The organism is Vallitalea okinawensis (genome assembly GCF_002964605.1).
GTDB classification, from domain to species: Bacteria; Bacillota; Clostridia; order Lachnospirales; family PQDH01; genus Vallitalea_A; species Vallitalea_A okinawensis.
In genome coordinates this window covers 1-19,132 of sequence record NZ_PQDH01000002.1, presented here as the reverse complement: position 1 = coordinate 19,132, position 19,132 = coordinate 1, and the positions used below count along the sequence as shown (strand labels likewise).

Here is a 19,132-nt window from a genome sequence, read left to right as displayed (position 1 = left end):
TTAAGTCGCAAGAGAGACCTTGAAAAATTACTTTTGGGGGTTAATCATAGATATGAGAGGATGGGAAATATGAAGTTAGCACAACTGTTTGAAGGTGTACAATATAAATGCCTACAAGGCAGCATGGAGGCTGATGTAACTAATTTAGCATATGATAATCGTCGAATAAAAGAAAAAGGTTTGTTTGCTTGTATAAAAGGATTAACTGTAGATGGACATGATTTCGCAAATCAAGCTATACAAGCTGGAGCAACAGCACTCATGGTTCAAAAGCCTATAGATGGTATTTCAGAAGATATTACAATTGTTCATGTTGATGAGCAAGAAACAGGTAAGGCTATGGCAATTATAGCCAATAAATTTTATCATGAACCATCCAAAGAACTGAATATGATAGGTATAACAGGCACAAATGGCAAGACAACAACCACTAATCTCGTAGCTAAGATTGTTGAGATGATGGGAGAAAAGCCTGGTGTAATAGGTACAATAGAAAATAGAATTGGTAATAAAAGAGTAGAAGCCATACATACTACTCCACAAGCTTTTGAACTACAACATTTATTACGTGACATGAAAAATGAAAGTGTTGATGTTGTTTCTATGGAAGTTTCATCACATGCCCTTGATTTACACAGAGTATACGGGACCCATTATAATGTTGGTGTTTTCACAAATTTAACATTAGACCATTTAGATTATCATCATACAATGGAAAATTATTTAAATGCTAAAGCAATGTTATTCAAAATGTGTGATAAGGGTTTATTCAACATTGATGATCCTCATGTAGAGCTATTGATGAAGGACGCAACATGTAAAAAATATACCTTTGGTATCGACAATGATGCTGACTTTAAAGCTGAAAATGTTAAAATGTCTGCAGAAGGTATCAGTTATACATTAAGATATCTTGATGAGGCTATTGAGATTAACATGGCTATACCAGGAAAGTTTTCTGTTTATAACTCTTTGGCAGCTGCAGGTTCTTGTTATTTAGCTGGAATGTCTTGGGTAGATATTCAAAAAGGATTAAATGCTGTAGAAGGAGTTAGAGGCAGATTTGAGACTGTTAAGTCAAAGGATGGTTTCTATGCTATAATCGATTATGCTCATACACCGGATGCATTAAAAAATGTCCTGGAAACTATAAAAGAGTTCGCTACTAATGAGATAATAACAGTTTTTGGCTGTGGTGGTGATCGAGATGGTAGTAAACGACCCGTTATGGGCGAAATTGCGGGTAGGTATTCAACATATTGTGTTGTTACCTCAGATAACCCTCGTACAGAAGACCCAGATAAAATCGTCGATCAAATAGAACCTGGTGTTATTAAGACTGGATGCCGTTATGCTAAGATTGTAGATCGTAAAGAAGGTATAACTCATGCTTTAAAAAGAGCTAAAAAAAGTGACATTATATTAATAGCTGGGAAGGGTCATGAAGATTATCAAATAATCGGAAAGACAAAAATCCATTTTGATGATGTTGAAGTGGTAAGAGATTTTTTGGAGGCACAATAAATGAAGGCATTAACCTTAGCACAGATTATTAAATTTGTAAATGGTCAAATAATTAGTAGCATAAATAACAATGAGTTAAATACAATATTAATAGAAGAAATTTGTACAGATTCTCGTAAAGCGACTGAAAATAGTTTGTTTATACCTATACTAGGGGAGCGTTTTGATGGACACGACTATATTGATGCTGCAGCTGTCAATGGTTGCAAGGTGTTCCTGTGTCATCAAGATCTGAGACCATCAAAAGGAAGAATCTATATAAAGGTAGAAGATACAAAAAAAGCACTACGGGATCTAGCAGAAGAGTACATTAAGCTTTTTGACATCAAGGTAATAGGTGTTACTGGCAGTGTTGGCAAAACTACATGCAAAGATATGATAGCTGCCAGTTTGAGTGGTAAGTACAATGTACTAAAGACGTTAGGTAATTTCAATAATGATATTGGTTTACCTTTGACAGTATTTAATATTGAAGAACATCATGATATAGCTGTTTTAGAAATGGGAATGAATCATTTTGGCGAAATTGAATTGCTCAGTAAAATAGCACGTCCTGACTATGCAGTTATTACAAATATTGGTGTTTCTCATATTGAAAATCTTGGTAGTCGTGACGGGATTTGCAAGGCTAAATGTGAAATATTCACCTATGCAAAAGAAAATGGTAAGGTTATTATCAATAATGACGATGATTATCATGAGACCATTATCAGAAAAGCTATGAAAAAGAATATGAAGACTATCACAATTGGTATTAATCAAGATGCTGATTATAAGGGAACAGATATTACTTCTTATCTTATTCGAGAAAATCATGGTATAATATCTAAGTTACATACTCAAGTTGTATATAACCAAGGAGAATTTGAAGTAATCTTAGGTTGCTTAGGTAAACATTTAGTATATAACTTACTACCAGGTATAGCCATTGCATTTGATTTAGGTCTATCCCTTGATGAGATTATAGCAGGATTGAAGTCTTATATCCCCACAGAAAAGCGTTTAAATGCCTATAAATGTGGGAAAAATATAACCATTATTGACGATGTATATAACGCAAGTCCAGATAGTATGAAAGCAGCATTAAAAACGTTAGACGAATTAGAAACAATAGGACGAAAGATAGCATTCTTAGGTGATATGCTCGAAATGGGTGACTTTGCGAAGAAGGGTCATCGGGAAGTGGGAGAGCAAGCAGCTTCTCTTTGCTTAGATTATATTATAGCAATTGGAGATAACGCTACATATATTCAAGAAAGCTATCAAGAGAAAAAAGATAATATAATCTATTTTGAAAATACAAAGCAAGCAATTGCTGCTATCGATAACATAATTGAAGAAAACGACACGATACTTTTAAAAGCATCAAGAGGTATGCATTTCGAGGAAATAATTGAAAAGATAAAAGAGGTGACAAGATGATCAATACACTGATTTTTCCTGCAATCGCAGCATTCATCATACATATCATCTTATGTCCAATTTTTATTCCTTTATTGAAAAGATTAAACTTTGGACAATATATTAGAGATGATGGACCACAAGCACATTTAAAAAAGGCAGGAACGCCAACAATGGGTGGGATTGTTATTTTAATAAGTTTTGTATTAGCATCCCTGTTATTTATTGGCTCTAGTCCTGAAATAATTCCAATATTAGTAGCAACAGTTGGCTTTGGTATTATTGGATTCTTGGATGATTTTATAAAGGTTGTTATGAAACGTTCTTTAGGACTTAAAGCAATGCAAAAAATACTGGCACAGATATTGGTGACAGCTATCTTTGGCTATTTGCTACTCAACTATACAGATGTTAGTACGGAAGTTATTGTTCCATTTACTGGGATCTCATTTGATTTAGGCGTATGGTTTATTCCATTCTTATTTATCGTTATGATTGGAACAACCAACAGTGTTAATCTAACAGATGGTCTAGATGGTCTTGCTTCAGGAATTACTGTTCTAGTTGCTACTTTCTTTGCAGTAGTAAGTTGGGGGGAACAAAGTGGAGTAGTTCCAATTACTGCAGCAGCGGTGGGGAGTTTACTTGGGTTTTTATTATTTAACACCTATCCAGCTAAAGTGTTTATGGGTGATACAGGTTCATTGGCACTTGGCGGATTTGTAGCAGCCACTGCTTTTATGCTGAACATGCCATTATTCTTATTGATAGTAGGTTTAATTTATGTATTAGAGGCACTATCTGTCATCATTCAGGTAGGGTATTATAAAATGACAAAAAAACGTATCTTTAGAATGGCACCTTTACACCATCACTATGAATTAGGTGGTTGGCCAGAGTCTAGAGTAGTAGCAGTTTTTTGTATCATTACTGCTATTCTTTGCTTGGTAGGTTTACTAGCTTTATAGGAGGCATGACATGGAACTAAGGAATAGACGAGTTCTTGTTATTGGTATGGCAAGAAGCGGGATAAGTGCTGCTATATTTACAAAGAAACAAGGAGCTCATGTTACTGTATATGATTCAAAAAATGAGACAGTGTTAGAGGAATCAATTAAAGAATTAAAGAAGTATGAAATTGCCATTCAATGTGGCAAGAAAAATATTGATAACTTACTTGATTTTGAACTGATGATTCTAAGTCCCGGTGTACCAACTGACTTGTCTTTTATTAAAGAAGCTAAGCAAGTTAATATACCTGTTATTGGTGAAGTAGAATTAGCTTATCAATTCTGTAAAAGTGATATTATTGGCATCACAGGTACAAATGGTAAGACGACTACTACAAGTTTAGTAGGTCAAATTGTGACTTCATATGATTCAGGCAGTCAGATCGTAGGAAATATAGGGATTCCATTCACAAGCCAATTGGATAAGCTGGATCAAGGACATTTTGCAGTTGCAGAATTAAGTAGTTTTCAATTAGAAACCATTAAGGACTTTAGGTGTAGAGTAAGTGCAGTTTTGAACATTTCTCCAGATCACCTAAATCGTCATAAAACCCTTGAGAATTATATAGAAGCGAAGAAGAATGTCTTTAGAAATCAAAGTAATGAAGATATATGTGTTCTTAATTATAATGATTTAGAATGTCGGAAGATGGCAAAAGAGTCACCAGCGAAAGTAATATTCTTTTCTTATGAGATGGAGTTAAACGAGGGAGTCTATTTTAAAGATAACCATATAATGTTATCTACAGGTGAAATGAAAACAGAAGTTTGTAGAGTTGAAGATCTCAATATACTTGGTCGCCATAGTGTAGAAAATGCTATGGCAGCAGTTGCAATTTGTTTTTACGCAGGTATACCAATTAATCATATAAGAGAGCAACTCATTCAATTTGAAGCTGTAGAACATCGTATCGAATATGTTTCAACTATAAATGGTGTTCGTTATTATAATGACTCCAAGGCTACTAATCCAGATGCTGCTATCAAAGGTCTTGATGCAATGCAATGGCCGACGGTCTTAATTGGCGGAGGGATGGATAAGGACAGCGATTTTACTGATTGGGTAAACGGGTTTGAAGGAAAAGTTAAGCAACTTATTGTTTTTGGTGAAACTGCAGATCAAATCATTTCTACAGCTAAGAAGATAGACTTTTCAAAAGTTATTAAGGTACATAATTTAGAGGAAGCTGTATCAAAAGCTTATATGTATGCAGATAAAGGAGATTGTGTGCTATTATCACCAGCTTGTGCAAGTTGGGATATGTTTAATAGCTTTGAAGAAAGAGGGGATTTGTTCAAAAAGCTTGTTCTTGATTTAAAGGGGTGAGAAGGTGAGCAGAGAGCTGAGAAAGACAGCTGTTAGTAACTATCGAAAAAAGCCTAGAAAAAAGAAATATAAGTTCAAGTATAAGGAAAAAGCCGTTGAACGTGAAGCAGTGGCGGTTAAAAGACATCAATGTGATTTTACCTTATTAACTGCAATTATCTTATTAAGCTTTGTTGGTATTGTTATGATTACAAGCTCCAGCTATTATTACTCTTATAATAAATTTGCAGATAGTTTGCATTTTTTTAAGCGTCAATTGATGTGGCTGATGGTTGGTTTTGGCGTCATGTTTTTCATGATGAATTTCAACTATAAGCTGCTTAAAAGATTTGCTTTGCCTTTATATGTGATGTCAAATTTCTTTCTTGTTCTAGTATTGCTAATAGGGAAAGAAATTAATGGAGCAAAGCGCTGGATAGAAATAGTAGGACCTTTAGGATTTCAGCCATCAGAATTGGCAAAGGTTGCAACGATGATTTTTATGGCATTTTATTTGTCGAAAAACTATAAGCAAGTAAAGTCGTGGAATTTTTTGCTTAAGTCACTTGTTTTAATAGGTATCCCGATACTCTTAATAGCAATTGAGAACTTATCAACTGCTATAGTAGTAATGAGTATAGGAATGGCATTAATATTCTTATCTGGAGTTCCATTAAGGAGAATAGTTGCTATGTTTGTACCTGTTGCAGGTTTAGGTGCATTCTTCTTACTACTGCCATTATTGAATATACCAGGATTGTCAAAAATGGCTGAAGATCTTATGTATCGTATTGATCGTATTCAGATTTGGTTTAATCCATGGTCAGACCCTTTAGGGGGAGGTTTCCAGACCATTCAGTCACTTTATGCAGTTGGATCAGGAGGGTTATTTGGTGTAGGTTTAGGACAGAGCATGCAAAAGAGGGGGTTCATTCCTGAAGCACATAATGATATTATTTTCTCAATAATATGTGAAGAATTAGGTCTCTTTGGAGCTGCGATAGTACTCATGTTATTCTTAATACTGATTTGGCGAGGAATTAAAGTATCCATGAATGCGCCGGATTTGTGTAGTTCTTTAATGGCAGCTGGTGCGGTTACGCAAGTTGCTGTACAGGTAATTATTAATGTAGCAGTTAATACGAATACCATACCTGTTACAGGAATGCCATTACCATTCATTAGTTATGGGGGATCGTCCTTATTATTTCTAATGATCAGTATGGGGATATTACTTAATATATCGCGATATTCAAAGGAGTAATACATATACCTCCTGGATGCAAATTTTTTGTGAATAGCTGAAAACGAGCTTAGTAACAACTTTTAGGAAGATGAATATTATATTATATAGTCTAATTCCTGAATATGCCAGGAGGTGTTTTCATAAGTGGGCAAATTTGTTGTGACTGGTGGTAACAAATTAGAAGGGGAATTAAGAGTTCATGGCGCAAAAAATGCAGTATTACCGATACTTGCAGCTACGATCTTAAATAATAATACGAGTATTATTCATGATTGCCCAAACATCAAAGATGTTGATACAATGGTTACCATACTTGAAAGATTAGGCTGTAAAGTAAAGAAAGATAAGAATACACTAATTATTGATTCATCTCAAGCGGACCAAGTAAAGGTTCCGGAAGAGCTTGTTAGAGAAATGCGATCTTCTATTATTTTATTAGGATCTATTCTCGGCAGACATGGTGAAGTCATCATATCTTATCCAGGGGGGTGTTCTATTGGACATCGACCCATTGATCTCCATTTAAAAGCATTAAGACAATTAGGGGTTCAAATAGAAGAAAAACAGGGTTACATCTACTGTAAAGCATCAAAGATTAAAGGTGATGAGATTACATTAGATTTTCCAAGTGTTGGTGCTACGGAGAATATTATGTTGGCAGCAGTGTTTGGTAAAGGAAATACAGTTATCTATAATCCTGCTAAAGAACCCGAAATAGTCGACCTCCAGAATTTCTTGAATTCCATGGGAGCTAGCATACGTGGAGCTGGTACGAATAAAATCGTCATTAATGGTATTAAAGAACTATATTCTACAGAATATAATGTCATTCCAGACCGTATTGTTGCAGGCACCTATCTGATGGCAGCAGCTATTACAGGAAGTGAGATAACATTGACCAATGTAGAAAAAGATCATATGTATTCTGTGTTGTCAAAGCTTCGTGAGATGGGATGTGAATTAAGATATGGTGGTAGGCGTATTAAAATTTCTGCTCCAGAACAGATTAATCCAGTAGATGTAATACGAACCCAAACCTATCCAGGATTTCCGACAGATATGCAAGCGCAGACAATGGCAGTGCTCACTGTCAGTAGTGGCACTAGTGTTATAACAGAGCATATCTTTGAATCCAGATATAAGCATGCTGAAGAGCTTATCCGTATGGGAGCTAATATTCAACTGGAAGGACGTACTGCCATCATTAAAGGTGTTAATAACCTTTTTGGAACAGAGGTGATTGCAAAAGATCTCAGAGGAGGAGCATCATTAGTGTTAGCTGGATTAAAAGCTGATGGTGTGACAACGGTTCTTGATTCAATTCATGTTGAAAGAGGTTATGAGGACATTGCAAGAGATCTCAGCCAACTTGGAGCTGATATTCATTTTTATTCTTAAGAATAAGCGTAGTGTACATGAGGTTAGGTGAAAAAATGCCGGATAAAAAAATAATAAAACTACAGAAAAAAAGTAATAAAATTAAAAAAAGAAAAAGATCAATTTATCAGTTATTATTTATGCTAATTATAACGCTATCATTGATAATTATTTTGACTGCACCGGTCTTTGCTATTAAGACTGTAAATATTGAAGGAAACACTTACTTTTCAGATGACGACATCAAAAAGATGTTAGGAATAGATGGCAAGACAAACGTATTCTTTTTTATTGCAGAAAATGTATTTTATAACGATAAAACATTAAGTCCTTATATAAGTAATCTATCTATCAACTTAGATTTTCCCAATGAAATATCTATTCAGGTAGACGAAAGAGAAGTCGTTGGATATGTTCCGTATCTTGGAACATATCTTTGCATCGACAAAGAGGGACGAGTTATCAATACAAGTTTGTTTATTGATGAAGATGTTCCCATTATAACAGGCCTTGATCTTGATGGATTTGGTATGAATACAATTTTAGATGCTAATGACGAAGAACTATTTATACAGTTGGTACAACTTATATCCCATCTAGTTAAATATGAATTATTAGATGACATTATAAAAATTGATTGTAGTAATGTAACCAAGATCAAACTTTATACAAAGGATGTAGAAATATTATTTGGTTCTACAGAAGAGATGAATAAAAAAGTAAATATTATCGTTCAAGCTTTAAAGGAAGTTGAAAAACTGAGAGGTATTTTGGATGTTAGTGAGCTAAATCAGCCCATTACGTTCAAAAAGTCATAAAAATACGCAACTAAGTGTTGATTTATTTGTCAAAAGAAGATATTATTAATATGTTAGAACTTTCTCAGTCCATTTACTAACCCTTTAAAATAAATGAAGAAAAAGCCTTTGGCGATTTCTGGGATGAAAAAAACCATAAGATAAGGGGGTCCCTCATGTTAGAATTCGATGTTAGTAATGATGTTGCAGCAAAGATTAAAGTCATAGGTGTTGGTGGCGGTGGTAATAATGCAGTTGATCGTATGATAGAAGATAAATTAGTGGGTGCTGAATTTATTACTGTTAATACTGATCACCAAGCCCTAGCTAGATCAAAAGCCCCAGCAAAAATTCAAATTGGAGACAAGTTGACGAGAGGATTAGGAGCAGGTGCGAATCCTGATGTAGGATTAAAAGCAGCTGAAGAATCTTCAGAAGATATTACAAAGTTCCTAGAAGGAGCAGACATGATTTTCATCACTGCAGGTATGGGTGGTGGAACCGGTACAGGTGCTGCGCCAGTTATCTCTAGATTAGCAAAACAATTAGGTATATTAACAGTTGGTGTAGTAACCAAACCTTTCCGTTTTGAAGGTCGAAAGAGAATGTTAAATGCTGAAAGAGGTATTGACGAACTAAAGAAGAATGTAGATACTTTAATAACGATTTCCAATGATAAGTTATTAACTGTAGCAGATAAGAAAACTTCTATGATTGATGCGTTTAAAATGGCAGATAACGTGCTTAGACAAGGTGTTCAAGGTATTTCGGATTTGATTTATAATCCTGGTATTATTAACCTTGATTTCGCGGATGTTCGTACGATTATGTCAAATAAAGGTATCGCTCATATGGGGATAGGACATGCTAGAGGTGAGAACAAAACTGAAGAAGCAGCAAAGATGGCGATTTCTAGTCCGTTATTAGACACAACTATTAATGGTGCAAAAGGTGTGCTGATTAATATTTGTGGTGGATCAGATTTAGGTTTATTCGAAGCAAATGAAGCAGCTAACTTAATTAGTGATGCTGTTGATGAAGATGCTGAAATTATCTTCGGTACAGCTATTAATGAATCTTTAGATGATGAAGTTATCGTAACTGTAATTGCAACAGGTTTTGATGAACCTGACAGCAATGGAGCTATTGATCAAGTTGTAACAGCTACAAGCAAACCAGATAGAGTAGGTCAGCAACCAGCTGTTAAAAATGAGACAAAAGAAGATGCTTCAATTGATATACCTTTGTTCTTACAAAGAAAAAAAAGATAATACTTGAAGTGAATACATAGAAAGATGTGAATTTATGTCACATCTTTTTTTTATTTCATCAGTAAATATGACAAAAATAACTTACAATATATGGTAATATATAAATTGAGAATAAGCTTTATATTTATTACTCACATGCGTTAACATTGACTTTCATAATTTCTTGTCTTTCTTACGAACTAACTATGAAGGAAGACGTACTGTAGCTACTTTGTAGTAATGCACTAGGAGGCGTTGATATGGAAATCTATTTTGATGTCTTATTTTTAATTAATTTGATTATGGACTTTATCATTCTTTGGGTAGTTAACGCCATATCAAAAGAAAACAGTAAAAAAGGAAGATTATTGTTAGGAGCTTTATTTGGAGCAGTTACAATGTGTCTTTTAGTTTTTGTACCTAAAGAACTTTATAATTTTATAGGTTATGTTCTCATTACTGTTGGAATGATTGCTATTAGTTTTAAATTTCGTAATATTAAGAATTTCATTAAGTTGTGGTTATTGACCTATCTTGTAGCTGTATGTATTGGAGGAACGGGTATTGCACTTTTTTATTATACCAATCTAGGAAGTATTGTAGGCAATATGTTTATCTTTCAACTGAATAATTTATCCATCAATCTACTGCTGGGTTCCATTATTGTCAGCTATATCTTTATTAAGTTTTTTGTTAGTTGGTATGGCAAATTTTTATTAACGAGACGAAAACTATATGCGATGGATATTATGATTAATGAGAAGAATATTGGGATTAAAGGACTCGTTGATACAGGCAACTCATTAGTAGACCCATTAACTAATATGCCAGTTGTCATCGTAGAATCCTCTCAATTCAAAGATATTATTCCAAAGGATCTTTTATACATTATTTCTAAAAATAGTGATTATAATTTGGAACTTTTAGCAAGCGTAGCTGCCCAATCGGATTTAAAGTCTAGACTGCGTTTAATACCCTTCACATCAATTGGAAAGAATAATGGTCTGTTAGTTGGTTTTAAACCAGATCAAATTATTCTTTACGACACTCAACAGACCAAGAAAATAGAGGATGTAATTGTCGCCATATCAGATAAAAATTTAGCTCAAGATGGTACTTATAACGCATTAATCCATCCAGCATTAGTTGAATAAGGCATTAAGCCTAATGATAGTAAAATTCCTAAAAGATTTATAAGACTAAAGGAGGTATTCTATGGGGGTATTTGCAAAGTTTTCTCTTGATGAACTGAAATATTTCTTAAACCGAATCAGAAAAATTATACATATTCATTCTGAGGACCAAGATATTTATTACATAGGTGGAAGTGAAGTTTTACCACCACCATTAGAGGCTTCGGAAGAGGCCGAGTTAATTGGCAAATTAGGCTCTGAAGAAGATATTGGAGTTAAATCGATTTTAATCGAAAGGAATTTACGTCTAGTTGTTTATATTGCTCGAAAATTTGAAAATACAGGCATTAATGTAGAAGATTTAATTAGTATTGGTACTATCGGACTTATTAAAGCTATTAATACTTTTAAACCAGATAAAAAAATAAAGTTAGCAACCTATGCTTCTAGATGTATCGAAAATGAAATACTTATGTATTTACGACGAACGAATAAGATGAAAACCGAAATTTCAATTGATGAACCTCTTAACATTGATTGGGATGGAAATGAATTACTACTATCAGATATTTTAGGGACAGATAACGACATCATATATAAAAAAATTGAGGATGAAATTGATCGCGAACTCTTAAATGAAGCAATGGAAAAACTAAGTAATAGAGAAAAAACCATAGTTATGTTACGTTTTGGTTTGAATCAAACAGGTGAAGAAAAAACTCAAAAAGAGGTAGCAGATATGTTAGGGATTTCACAATCATATATTTCAAGATTGGAGAAAAAAATAATTAGAAGGCTCCAAAAAGAAATTAATAGAATGCTCTAAATAAGGATATATAGTAAAAGATTAGTTGTGGTAAAAAATGTTAGCAATTATTCTACCTTTATTAATCTTAAATATGTATAAATAAAATCTCCTCTGGAAATCATTTATATATACCGGATGAAATACTAAATGATTACTGGAGGGAGTTTTATGTTATCGAATAAAGTAGAAATATGTGGAGTTAATACTTCAAAACTTCCAGTATTAACTAATGATGAAAAAGAAGTATTGTTTTCAAGAATACAACAAGGGGATCATATCGCACGAGCTGCATATATAAAAGGTAATTTACGTCTAGTCCTGAGTGTTATTCAAAGGTTTAACAATAGGGGAGAGCACGTTGATGATCTTTTTCAAGTAGGGTGTGTAGGATTAATTAAAGCAATTGATAACTTTGATGTTACACAAAATGTTAAATTTTCAACATATGCTGTGCCAATGATAGTTGGTGAAATTAGAAGATACTTACGTGATAATAATGCAATTAGAGTCAGTAGGTCTTTAAGAGATACAGCATACAAAGCTTTACAAGCTAGAGAAAAGCTCTTAAAAGAGAACTCTAAGGAACCAACCATAACAGAGATAGCTAGGGAATTAGAAATGCCAAAAGAAGATGTTGTTTTTGCACTAGATGCCATACAAGATCCAATTTCATTATTTGAGCCTGTTTATCACGAAGAAGGAGATGCATTATACGTTATGGATCAACTGAGTGATGATAAAAACTTAGATTCTAGTTGGTTGGAGAATATAGCATTGAAAGAAGCGTTAAAAAGACTTAACGAGAGAGAAAAGAAGATTCTTAATCTAAGATTTTTTAAAGGTAGAACTCAAATGGAGGTAGCAGACGAAATTGGTATATCTCAAGCCCAGGTTTCTCGTATTGAAAAGTCAGCTTTAAAACAAATGAGAAAGTATTTATAAGCATCGCACCTTCTGCATAGAAATATAGCAGGAGGTGTTTTTTCATGGTAAGAATTTATGATATGAAGCAAAAGGAAGTTATTAACACAAGAGACGGAAGTCGTTTAGGCTACATATGCGATATTGAAATAGATTTAGATGAAGGCAAATTAATCAAAATAATTGTACCAGGACCAGGGAAAATGTTAGGCTTCTTTGGGAAAGATATGGAATATCAGATTGAATGGGATGCCATAAAAAAAATTGGAGAGGATATTATTTTGGTAGATTTGGATATCGAAAAGTGCCTTATTGAATCGGAGTATTAAAATAATATTTTAGCATAGAGGAGTCTTATTATGAATGATAAAATAACAAGCCAAGTTTATAATGTTATTATCATTACGTTAATAGTAATATTAGTGATACAACTGATCCCTATATCTAAAAGAACTATTAATGCAATTTCTGAGAATCTCTTGAAAGCATCAGAGTGGGGATTGAATTATGGGGATAAAGGTGAACAACCTGATGGAAATGCTGATAAAAAGTACTTAGAGCAATATAACGCTTATTATGTAGGGGATGAAGAAGAGAAGGTTATATACCTAACTTTTGATGCTGGATATGAAAATGGTTATACAGAGGATTTGCTAGATACATTAAAAAAGCATGATGTTCCAGCTGCTTTTTTTCTCGTAGGACATTACATCCGGGATAATGAGGATTTAGTAAAGAGAATGGTTGAAGAGGGGCATATAGTAGCTAATCATACAGCTACTCATCCTAAAATGTCGGCAATAAATGACTTTAACAAATTTAAAAAGGAATTAGAAGATGTTGAGGAGATGTATAGTGAATTAATAGGCGAAGAGATGCCAAGGTACTACAGACCACCACAAGGAAAGTACAATGAAACTAATTTAGAACAAGCTAAAGAATTAGGTTACACAACAGTATTTTGGAGTTTAGCCTATGTAGATTGGTATGACGATAATCAACCATCTCACCAATACGCCTTTTCTAAACTACTACCACGAATTCATCCAGGTGCAATAGTATTACTTCATAGTAATTCTCAAACAAATAGTGAGATCTTAGATGAGTTGATTACGATTTGGAAAGATGAAGGGTATACCTTTATGAGTTTAGAATATCTTAAGGAGTTAGATTTCTAGAAATATAAACATTCATTGAATAATATGGTATTGGATAACCTTTTAATTGAATACAATTTATAGAAAGATAGATTGGTGGGAGGAACTTTCAGTGAAAGTTTATATAATAGGGAGAAAGACAGTCATACTATTTTTTGTAGCGATTTTAATTATGGTTCTTGGGGTAGCTATTATGCCTTGGAACAGTGGTGAAATGGTTGAAGCTGCTAAAGCTAAAAAAGATCTACCAATTTATTGTGTGGAAACAGAAAGACCTGAGGTTTCAATTAGTTTTGATGCAGCTTGGGGAGCAGATGATACTGATGATATCTTGGCAGCACTAGATCGTAATGAAGTAAAAGCTACTTTTTTCTTAGTTTCTAACTGGATAGAAAGATATCCTGATGAAGTTAAGAAAATCTATGAGTCGGGTCATGATATTGGTAACCACAGTGATACTCATCCGCAGATGGATCGGTTGAATCGTAAACAAATAAAAGAGGAGATAATGGGACCACATGATTTAGTTAAAGAATTACTAGATATCGATATGGAGCTATTTCGTGCACCCTATGGAGCTTATAACGATGCCGTAGTTGATGTTGCAAGGGGATGTGGTTACTATACCATACAATGGAATGTGGACAGCTTAGATTGGCGTGCATACGGTAAGGAGGATATGTACAAACGAGTCGTAGAAAGTGATAGGTTAAGAAATGGATCTATTATATTGTTTCACAATAATGCTAAATACACAGCTGATGCTTTAGATGAAATTATTAAAGGACTAAGAGAAAAGGGATTTGAACTTGTTCCTATATCGGAGTTAATAATGAGAGAAGACTACTATATAGATCATACAGGACGACAATGTAAAACAGAAGAAGCCAAGGAAAGAGAAAACGGATTCATTAATCCCATGGAAAGAAATTGTGATGAAGTAGAGTTGAATGAATAGGAAAGGCATCGACATTTAGTTGGTGTCTTTTTCGATTTTTACAAGTAAATATACTACTTGTTAGATCAAAAAGAAATTTCAGTGTTAGCAGTTCAGATACAAAGAGATACACGAAATATTGAAGATGCAAAGGAAAAACTTATGGATATAACTGCTGATGGAATTATATCAGGTGATGAAGAAGAAGATGTTAACGAGATTATGAATTGCTTTGAACAAATCAAAAAAATACTCTGAGATGGAGTATGGTATCAAAAAAATATAAAAAAAGAAGCACAACAAAGTGTCTATAAGGAATCGGAGGTTTCAGATTAGGGATGGAAATGGCCGGTCATGAATGCTTAGGACATTGTGAAATAGATAAGTTTGCTAATAAGAGTTATAACGCAATGCATCTATCAAGAGAGGATGAATGGTATGCAGATGACATTATTAGAGTTAAACCCTGGGATTTGCCCAATACCGAAGTTTACTGCGGAGGATTTCCTTGCCAAGCTTTCAGCATTGTTGGAAATAGAGGAGGTTTTGAAGATACAAGAGGAACTTTATTCTTTGAAATCATGCGATTGGCGAGAGTACGAAAACCTAAATGTCTTTTCCTTGAAAGTATTTCCTATCAATGGAAAAGCAACAAACACTTATATTAGAGTCGGCAAGTTAGAAGGTATAAATGGTCATGATCTATGTAAAAGAGTCTATTCAATTAATGGCATTTCTCCAACATTGAATTCTTGTGGTGGAGGTAACCAAGAGCTAGTTGTTTAACTGCAGGTGGTCACAGTGCTGGTAATCACTCAGATATGGATTTAATCGTTCAACCTGTATTAACACCTGATTGAGAAGAAAAAAGACAAAATGGAAGACGGATTAAAGACGCTGGAGAACCTATGTTTACTTTAACAGCACAAGATAAGCATGGAGTAATGATTAAACAAGCGACAAGTAGAGGTTTTGATATTGCAAGAAGAGGAGACAGTATAAATTTATCAGCACCTAATAGTAAAACGAGAAGAGGACGAGTCGGCAAAGGTGTTGCTAATACATTGGATACCAGTTGTAATCAAGGGGTATTACATAACGCTAGGATTAGAAGATTAACCCCTAGAGAATGTTTTAGACTTCAAGGTTTTCCTGATGAATTATTTGAAAGAGCTGTAATAGTAAATAGTGATTCTCTATTATACAAACAGGCCGGTAACAGCGTAACTGTGAATGTGATTTATGAGATAGCAAAGAAGCTTCAGTAAATATTAGTTTACTTACCTTGTTTCTGATTATTATGTTCATTTGAAGTGAGAAATGGAATAAAAGTAAAGGCACTATAACTTAATAATAAAAATGCGATAATTATTAATGTTATCACTATATCGCTATTTACAGATTGCACTTGATCTAAATAGAAAGTTAAAAAAATTATTAAATACGTAATTAAGTTCAATTTATTTTTTAGTATTAAATGTCTGAGTTTTTTCATAAAGCACCTCGTTAACGTAATTGCATAATGACATTTTACAACATAATAATCTGTTTTGCAACAATAGCGATTTAATCTTACTTCAGGTATGTAATTACTGTGGAAACAATGGCAGTAATATACCAAATGCCTAGTAGGACATAAGCGATATGTTTATCAAGTTTTTCTGTTTCTTCATCTTTTTTAATATATATAGAAAATAACGATAACAGTTATAATCGTGTTAAATTTTGGCAAAACAAATATGCAATAGTAGTAAAGTACCATATTGATTAAATACAAAATAATTTTTATAAAAGTCTTCATTTGTAAACCACTCTTTAATAATTAATTATATGACCATTTGAAGGGTGTGGAGAGTACTAAATCATAATTTAAAGATTGGAGAGAACTGTTATGGCGAATAAGTTCAAAAAGGCTGTACATGTATTACTTTTTGACTTAACAGACACAGGAGATCTTGAAACAGATGATAGTGAAGAATACTTTATTGATTATATTATACAAGCCTTATTAGAAAGAAATGAGAACACTTGTCCATATAAGAACTATGATGCAAAAAGATATTGTCCTAATTCTAAGAATTGTGGAAAGGATAGATGGGATATTGATTGCAACCAAGAAAAAGTTAAGGTCTGGACAGACTTCATTAACTAAAGATTAATTTAGGTTATTTAGTTTATGAATCTCAGATACAGAAACTGAAGGAATAGTGGATAAGATGAAATTCCATTTAGGGTCATCAATCTCATATACTACCCACTCAGCACTATGTAATTTACTAGAAATTTTCTCTGAAGTGTAATCAATATTATCGATAGTAAATTGATACTTGCACCTGAAAGAATACTTTTCTAAATTAGTATGATTACGTTTATATCTTTTATGTGTATGTAGGTTACATTTTATTAATTTACAATTCTTTGATATGAGAATGATGCTAAAAACTTTGTATAGATGGTATATAGTACATAGAACAGTTACAGCTACACAAATATAAGTTAGGTATTGTGATCCTGGTTTATGTATACTATCAGATTCAAGATAAGGGATCTGAGCACCAGTAAAAAAAATTAGAAATAAACTTTTTAATCCGCTATATTCAATACCCATTAACCAAAGGTAAAACTTATTTTTAGAAGTGAATTTCAATTTCATACATACCATCCATCCTGTTTTTAAGTTTATCATAAGTGAGAGTTTAATATATTAGCAAAAAATGTATTTTAGTAGAGTATTGGATAATAGTCATATTTATTGGAGGCGGAATTACCTTTAATTACACACAAGAGAAACAAAAATAAATAATTAAAGTGTGGTAATGCTAGACAGAGCATCAAAAAACCTGATTGATCTAAATCATGTAAGCGACGAATTACTACTGAGAACAAACCTATTGCCCAGATTGAACCGAATATATGTAACATTACTATATAGATAAAAGCCTCATGATCAACTAAATATAAATAAGCTGATTTATTTGCTAATGATACAATTCCAAACATTATCATAAATTTAATATACTCAAAGCGAGTAATACGTCCTTTAGTTAGTAGGGTTATCATGAACAACATCCTCATTTGTAAAGTTTTGAAATAATTATAACATCTAAAATATGGTAAGTAAAGTCCAGATTAGAGAACTAATCTGGAAAGCCAGTCCAGTCAATATAGTTAAAAAGTAAGCCTACTGCTGGCAGGTAAAGAAAAATACCTAGTATGATAACTTGAATTAATCTAATTACTACATTTCTAATCATCTTTATAGATATAACTAAAGTGACCAGAGCTGAAACTATAAACATAATAATTAGATTATAGAATGGAGCAGTACCATTGTAATTGTACATATACAATAAGCTTCCTAGTGGAAATAGAAAAGGTAATATAATTAAGCTAATCTTTTTAGAGTTCATCAAAGTACCTCCAGTTTATAATCTTTAGTGGATAACCGTATTTCCGCTTGGATGAAGGATGAGAAATAATGAAAGCAGAATTAAAAATAAAATAAAACATAAAGCGGTATAAATTGACTGATTGCGATATACTTATTTTTAATTTTCTTACTGGAATATATCCATGACACTATAGTTAATACAATTGTAAGCCCATATACTGCAGAGTAATAATAACCTGAGATATTTGGACTAGAATACATAAATATTAGGCAACCAAGTGGAAAAATAAAAGGGAGTAAAATAATAATAGTTCTTTTTAACATATGTATTAACTCCTTTGCTTTGATTCAGGAGGATTATAGCATAGAGGAATGATACGTACAAGTGGAAAAGTGCGGAAAAGTTCGGTTTAATGAAGGGAGAGAACAGCATTGAAGAAAATAAATATTTATTATTTTATTGACGGGTTAGATGGTGTTGTTGCTGCAAAAAGTTTAAAACAAGCTTGTAAAATAGTAGCCAAAGCGATTGGTGGTTATAGTTATCAGCAAATTCTTGATTTTCTTTTGTCCAAGTAATAACGTCAATAGGTTTATTTAATACCTTCATTTATACCACCTTCCATATATTCACAATACACAAACATACATTCGATGTCAAGTTCATTAAATAAAAAGTTAGTGACGATAATTTGATAAAATATTGTTAGTATTCTTTTTTATACAAAGTATTAAAATTAGTTACTTATTATGTTATAATTTAACATAATAACCTGTAATAATTAAGTACTTACTATGAAAGGAACTACTATGAGCATAAGTCAACTTAAAATACCTAGTAATAAAGAAATAAAAGAATACATAATTGAAGCAA

At 33.0% G+C, this 19,132-nt stretch carries 22 protein-coding genes; 19 read left to right on the top strand and 3 right to left on the bottom strand.

Going from position 1 to position 19,132, the window contains the following annotated elements:
- Positions 1 to 69: 69 nt before the first annotated feature.
- The 18 genes from C1Y58_RS05260 to C1Y58_RS05170 all read left to right on the top strand — a co-directional run bounded on the left by C1Y58_RS05260 (position 70) and on the right by C1Y58_RS05170 (position 17,019).
- Positions 70 to 1,524 (top strand): UDP-N-acetylmuramoyl-L-alanyl-D-glutamate--2,6-diaminopimelate ligase, encoded by a 1,455-nt coding sequence (locus C1Y58_RS05260; protein ID WP_105614967.1) that lies wholly within the window; start codon positions 70 to 72, stop codon positions 1,522 to 1,524.
- Entirely contained in the window at positions 1,525 to 2,946 is a 1,422-nt protein-coding gene (locus C1Y58_RS05255; protein ID WP_105614966.1) for a UDP-N-acetylmuramoyl-tripeptide--D-alanyl-D-alanine ligase, read from the top strand.
- Positions 2,943 to 3,893: a phospho-N-acetylmuramoyl-pentapeptide-transferase gene (gene mraY / locus C1Y58_RS05250; protein WP_105614965.1), complete on the top strand. Its 951-nt coding sequence runs from the start codon at positions 2,943 to 2,945 to the stop codon at positions 3,891 to 3,893. The genes C1Y58_RS05255 and mraY overlap by 4 nt, the downstream gene beginning before the upstream one ends.
- Positions 3,894 to 3,903: 10 nt before the next feature.
- Positions 3,904 to 5,262, top strand: a complete 1,359-nt coding sequence (gene murD, locus C1Y58_RS05245) for a UDP-N-acetylmuramoyl-L-alanine--D-glutamate ligase (protein ID WP_105614964.1) — start codon at positions 3,904 to 3,906, stop codon at positions 5,260 to 5,262.
- A 4-nt stretch (positions 5,263 to 5,266) separates the two neighbouring features.
- Entirely contained in the window at positions 5,267 to 6,505 is a 1,239-nt protein-coding gene (ftsW, locus tag C1Y58_RS05240; protein ID WP_105614963.1) for a putative lipid II flippase FtsW, read from the top strand.
- Between the two features lie 126 nt (positions 6,506 to 6,631).
- Complete coding sequence (murA, locus tag C1Y58_RS05235) at positions 6,632 to 7,885, top strand: UDP-N-acetylglucosamine 1-carboxyvinyltransferase (protein ID WP_105614962.1); 1,254 nt, start codon at positions 6,632 to 6,634, stop codon at positions 7,883 to 7,885.
- A gap of 35 nt (positions 7,886 to 7,920) precedes the next feature.
- Entirely contained in the window at positions 7,921 to 8,682 is a 762-nt protein-coding gene (locus tag C1Y58_RS05230; RefSeq protein ID WP_157949961.1) for a cell division protein FtsQ/DivIB, read from the top strand.
- 155 nt (positions 8,683 to 8,837) lie between these two features.
- Complete coding sequence (gene ftsZ / locus C1Y58_RS05225; RefSeq protein WP_105614960.1) at positions 8,838 to 9,932, top strand: cell division protein FtsZ; 1,095 nt, start codon at positions 8,838 to 8,840, stop codon at positions 9,930 to 9,932.
- A 239-nt stretch (positions 9,933 to 10,171) separates the two neighbouring features.
- Positions 10,172 to 11,065 carry a sigma-E processing peptidase SpoIIGA gene (spoIIGA, locus tag C1Y58_RS05220; RefSeq protein ID WP_105614959.1) on the top strand — a complete coding sequence of 298 codons (894 nt, stop codon included), beginning with the start codon at positions 10,172 to 10,174 and terminating at the stop codon, positions 11,063 to 11,065.
- 61 nt (positions 11,066 to 11,126) lie between these two features.
- Entirely contained in the window at positions 11,127 to 11,870 is a 744-nt protein-coding gene (gene sigE, locus C1Y58_RS05215) for an RNA polymerase sporulation sigma factor SigE (RefSeq protein ID WP_105614958.1), read from the top strand.
- Positions 11,871 to 12,020: 150 nt separating this feature from the next.
- Positions 12,021 to 12,794: an RNA polymerase sporulation sigma factor SigG gene (gene sigG / locus C1Y58_RS05210; protein WP_105614957.1), complete on the top strand. Its 774-nt coding sequence runs from the start codon at positions 12,021 to 12,023 to the stop codon at positions 12,792 to 12,794.
- A gap of 44 nt (positions 12,795 to 12,838) precedes the next feature.
- Entirely contained in the window at positions 12,839 to 13,102 is a 264-nt protein-coding gene (locus C1Y58_RS05205) for a YlmC/YmxH family sporulation protein (protein WP_105614956.1), read from the top strand.
- A gap of 30 nt (positions 13,103 to 13,132) precedes the next feature.
- Complete coding sequence (pdaA, locus tag C1Y58_RS05200; RefSeq protein WP_105614955.1) at positions 13,133 to 13,951, top strand: delta-lactam-biosynthetic de-N-acetylase; 819 nt, start codon at positions 13,133 to 13,135, stop codon at positions 13,949 to 13,951.
- Positions 13,952 to 14,042: 91 nt separating this feature from the next.
- Complete coding sequence (locus tag C1Y58_RS05195; RefSeq protein WP_242985341.1) at positions 14,043 to 14,888, top strand: polysaccharide deacetylase family protein; 846 nt, start codon at positions 14,043 to 14,045, stop codon at positions 14,886 to 14,888.
- Between the two features lie 57 nt (positions 14,889 to 14,945).
- On the top strand, positions 14,946 to 15,125 hold the full coding sequence (locus tag C1Y58_RS05190; protein ID WP_105614954.1) for a hypothetical protein: 180 nt from the start codon (positions 14,946 to 14,948) through the stop codon (positions 15,123 to 15,125).
- Between the two features lie 80 nt (positions 15,126 to 15,205).
- The gene (locus C1Y58_RS27335; protein WP_105614953.1) at positions 15,206 to 15,535 is read left to right on the top strand and encodes a DNA cytosine methyltransferase; all 330 of its coding nucleotides are present in this window, start codon (positions 15,206 to 15,208) and stop codon (positions 15,533 to 15,535) included.
- Positions 15,536 to 15,775: 240 nt separating this feature from the next.
- Positions 15,776 to 16,135 (top strand): DNA cytosine methyltransferase, encoded by a 360-nt coding sequence (locus C1Y58_RS27330; protein WP_105614952.1) that lies wholly within the window; start codon positions 15,776 to 15,778, stop codon positions 16,133 to 16,135.
- A 623-nt stretch (positions 16,136 to 16,758) separates the two neighbouring features.
- Entirely contained in the window at positions 16,759 to 17,019 is a 261-nt protein-coding gene (locus C1Y58_RS05170; protein WP_105614950.1) for a hypothetical protein, read from the top strand.
- Between the two features lie 3 nt (positions 17,020 to 17,022).
- Here the strand turns inward: C1Y58_RS05170 and C1Y58_RS05165 are convergent, their stop codons facing one another.
- The 3 genes from C1Y58_RS05165 to C1Y58_RS05155 form a co-directional block, all read right to left on the bottom strand.
- On the bottom strand, positions 17,023 to 17,520 hold the full coding sequence (locus C1Y58_RS05165; RefSeq protein WP_105614949.1) for a hypothetical protein: 498 nt from the start codon (positions 17,518 to 17,520) through the stop codon (positions 17,023 to 17,025).
- Between the two features lie 68 nt (positions 17,521 to 17,588).
- On the bottom strand, positions 17,589 to 17,927 hold the full coding sequence (locus tag C1Y58_RS05160; protein ID WP_157949960.1) for a DUF805 domain-containing protein: 339 nt from the start codon (positions 17,925 to 17,927) through the stop codon (positions 17,589 to 17,591).
- Between the two features lie 77 nt (positions 17,928 to 18,004).
- Positions 18,005 to 18,277 (bottom strand): hypothetical protein, encoded by a 273-nt coding sequence (locus C1Y58_RS05155; protein WP_105614947.1) that lies wholly within the window; start codon positions 18,275 to 18,277, stop codon positions 18,005 to 18,007.
- A gap of 413 nt (positions 18,278 to 18,690) precedes the next feature.
- Between C1Y58_RS05155 and C1Y58_RS26360 the strand changes: the two genes are divergently transcribed.
- Positions 18,691 to 18,837: a hypothetical protein gene (locus tag C1Y58_RS26360; RefSeq protein WP_157949959.1), complete on the top strand. Its 147-nt coding sequence runs from the start codon at positions 18,691 to 18,693 to the stop codon at positions 18,835 to 18,837.
- Positions 18,838 to 19,132 lie beyond the last annotated feature (295 nt).